2 protein-coding genes are annotated in these 3,359 nt (G+C 61.3%); both read right to left on the bottom strand.

Annotation, left to right across the window (positions count from 1 at the left end; genetic code table 11):
• Positions 1-2,667, bottom strand: a 2,667-nt coding sequence (locus tag ACH2EH_RS19110; RefSeq protein WP_395144153.1) for a DUF1553 domain-containing protein, incomplete at its 3' end; no start/stop codon positions are given.
• A 154-nt stretch (positions 2,668-2,821) separates the two neighbouring features.
• On the bottom strand, positions 2,822-3,359 hold a 538-nt coding region (locus ACH2EH_RS19105; RefSeq protein ID WP_395144152.1), incomplete at its 5' end, for a bifunctional ornithine acetyltransferase/N-acetylglutamate synthase.

Below are 3,359 nucleotides of genomic sequence, written 5' to 3'. Positions count from 1 at the left end.
GTAGCGTCGCTGCATATCTCCATTGCCCGTGGCGAGAAAGCGTAGGCACTCCTGCGCCTCAATGGTGCTGGGCGGTCGGGAGAGAATTCGCTCGAAAGCGTTTTTGACAAAGATAGGCGCGTTAACCTCTCCCCATTCCCTAGACAACCTTTCCTCCCCAACCCTCCTCTCCCGGGCAGTCGCAAGCCGGGTACCCTCTGGGTGGGGAAAGGAGTTAGGGGAGAGGTTGAGAGAGGTTAATTCCCTCGCCAGTGCTCTGGCTTCCCGTAGCGCCAGCTCACTATTGGCGAGCGCGAGGGCCTGCTGGGGCATCACCGACGGTTTGCGCTCGTAACACTCCGTCACGCTGGGGCCGTCGAAGATCTGCATCAGCTCGGACTGCTTCTCGGCGGCGTTGCGCAGGTAGATACTCCGTCGAGGCGATATGAGGGCCATATTTTGATCAAGCTCGGGCCCGCCGCGTGTTTCGTCGAGGTGCCCTGCGGTGAACAAGACATTATCACGCACGGCCTCGGCCTCTAATCTTAACGGGCTCTTGCGCCAGAGGTAGAGATTGTCCGGGTCGTGCTTGAGGTTCTCCGGAGTGGCGTGGCTGTCGCGCTGGTAGGCGGCGCTCATGAGAATGAGCTTATGCAGGTCTTTAAATTTCCAGTCGCTTGCCATAAAGCGATCCGCGAGAAAGTCCAGTAGCTGCGGATGCGTTGGCTTGCGGCCATTGCGCCCAAAGTCTGCGACACTGGGAACGAGCGCCTGCCCAAAGTGTCGGAGCCAGACATGGTTTACCGCAACGCGGGCCGTCAGCGGGTTCTGCCGATCCGTCAGCCAGCGCGCCAGCGCCAGCCGCCTGCCGGAGCTCTCGGTGGGGTAGGCGGTGAAGCGCGGCGTGTAGTGGGTCGTGAGCGGCTGCTTGAGCGCCGCCTCGGCACTATCCAGTGCTTTCTGTGCCTCGGGGCGCTTTTTGTCATCGGCGGCGAGGAGATTTTTGCGTGCCTCGGCCACGGCGACCTCGCGCTGGGCCTGAAGTGTCAGCTCGGCGGCTTCTTTTGTCGCCTTCGCCTCGACCTCCAAAATCGCTAGGAGCGCCTTGTGCCTTGCCTGCGCCAGCGTGACCTCAGCGTCGGTGAGGGGGCTGGGCTTGGTGGCTTGGGCGCGAAACGCGGCGAGGAGCGTCGCGTTGCTGGCATTGATCAGGTCGCGCTGGACAAACTCCCGACGATCCGGCGACGAGGCGGCGGGAGGAAGACTCACCGGGTGAATCAAAAACTTTCCGCCAAGCGCCTCGGGAGTGCCTGGCTCTAAGATTTTTGATTTGTCCGGATTGCGTTCGTCGCCTCGGACAAAGAGATAGGTAGGTGCTTTTAGGTCGGCATCATAAACGCGCGGCAGGCCGTCTTTGGTGGTGTCGAGCTCGCCGGGCACCCGGTCTTGTCGTACTTGGTGTGGCTCGAAGATCGCTCGAAACTTGTAGTAGTCGGTCTGGGGGATGGGATCGTACATGTGGGAGTGGCACTTGGCGCAGTGCATCGTGATCCCTAAAAACGCCTTCGATGTGTGGTTGACCGTGTCCTCTAGCCACTGCTCGCGGCTCAGGAGCTTGTAGTTGCGCGCCAGAAACCCGGTAGCCCGGAGCGCTTGCGGATCGCCGGGAGCCAGCTCATCGGCGGCAAGCATCTCCTGCACCATCGCGTCGTAGCCTTTGTTGGCATTCAGCGACTCCACGATCCAGTCCCGCCAGCGCCAGATATGCGGCTGGCTATCGCGAATCTGCCCGCCGTCGGCCCAGCCCGCCCAGTCGGAGTAGCGCCAGACATCCATAAAGTGCCGTCCCCAGCGCTCGCCGTAGCGCGGCGAGGCTAGCAGCCGGTCTATCACTTTCTCGTAGGCATTGGGCGCTTTGTCTGCCAGAAAGTCTGCCAGCTCTTTTGGAGTCGGCACCAGCCCCGTTAAATCCAGCGTCGCCCGCCGCAAGAGCGTTCGCTTATCGGTGGGCGGCTGGACGGTCAAGCCGCGCTTCTGCTGCTCCACGGCAAGAAACGCATCAATGGGATTTTGAGAACCTCTCCCCAACCCCTCTCCCGGCACCCAGAGGGTACCCGCATTCTTCGCTGGGAAAGGGGCTTTCAGAACCCCCTTCCCCAACGAGCTTGCGAGTGCCCGGGGGAGGGGGCAGGGGGAGAGGTTACTCAGGTTCGGCACCGCAGGCGCGACGACGCTCTCGAAGGGCTGCCATCTATACTCGCTTCGAAACGCGGTGAAGGCCACTTTCGTTTTCGCTTGCCCTGCCACTTCCACCAAAGTCGGCTTGTCTTTGGCATCACCAGGATTTCGCCCTAGCAGAAGCTCGGTCTCATTGGCCACCCCATCGCCGTCGCTGTCCTCGCTTGCAATCTTCTCCAGCCGTCGCCCGAGATCCGTACGCTGACCGGATTTCCGAAGACTCTCGGCGCTGGCTTTGAGTCGCGCACCAAACGGGTTGTGCGGAAAATCTTCGAGCGTGACGCCCTGCTTTGCGCCCGGAGCGCTCTGATGGCAGGTCGAGCAGGCGTCGAGGCGTGCGGGCAGGAACCGCCCGTAGCGCACACCCAGTGCCGCCTTATTCGCCGGTGTCGCGGAGGCGCTTGCCCCGCACAGTACCATTATCGCTGCAACTAGAATCGCTCGCTTCATTGCATCTATCCTTTTTGTCCCCTCGCAGAACCTCTCCCCTAGCCCCTCTCCCGGGCGCTCATTCTTCGCTGGGAAAGGGGAATCAAAGGGGATTGGCTCCCTCCTTTCCCAGTGAGGTACGAACGCCCGGGAGAGGAGGGCAGGGGAGGAGAGGTTACGTCGTGTACTCTGCATTGATTTTGACATACTCGTAGGAGAAATCACAGGTGTAGAAAGTCGCTTTGCCATCGCCAGCACCTAGATCCACGGTCACTAAAACTTCATCGGTCTTCATGGCCTCCGAGGCGGCGGCTTTGTCGAAGGCTGCCGGGACACCGTTTTTGAAGACTTCGATTCCCGCAAGCGTCGCCGAGGCGTTGTCGGGATCAAACGGGACGCCCGCACGACCGGCGGCCATCATCAGGCGGCCCCAGTTCGGGTCATTGCCAAAGAGAGCTGTTTTCACCAGCGGCGACTCGGCGATGGTGCGCCCCACTTTTTTCGCTTCGGCATCGCTCGGAGCGCCCGTTACTGCGACCGTGACAAGTTTGGTCGCGCCCTCTCCGTCCTGCGCCACTTTCTTCGCCAGCGTGACGCAAACCTCCGAGAGCGCGGCGACAAAAGCCTCGAAGTCCGGCCCCTCAGGTTCTTCAATAGTTTCGTTGTCTGCCCAACGTGAAGCGAGCAGAATGCACTGGTCGCTGGTTGACGTG

Origin of the sequence: Armatimonas sp. (genome assembly GCF_043760365.1) — a bacterium.
GTDB lineage: Bacteria > Armatimonadota > Armatimonadia > Armatimonadales > Armatimonadaceae > Armatimonas.
Note: the sequence above shows the minus strand (reverse complement) of the source record. Positions and strands in the feature narration are given on the sequence as shown.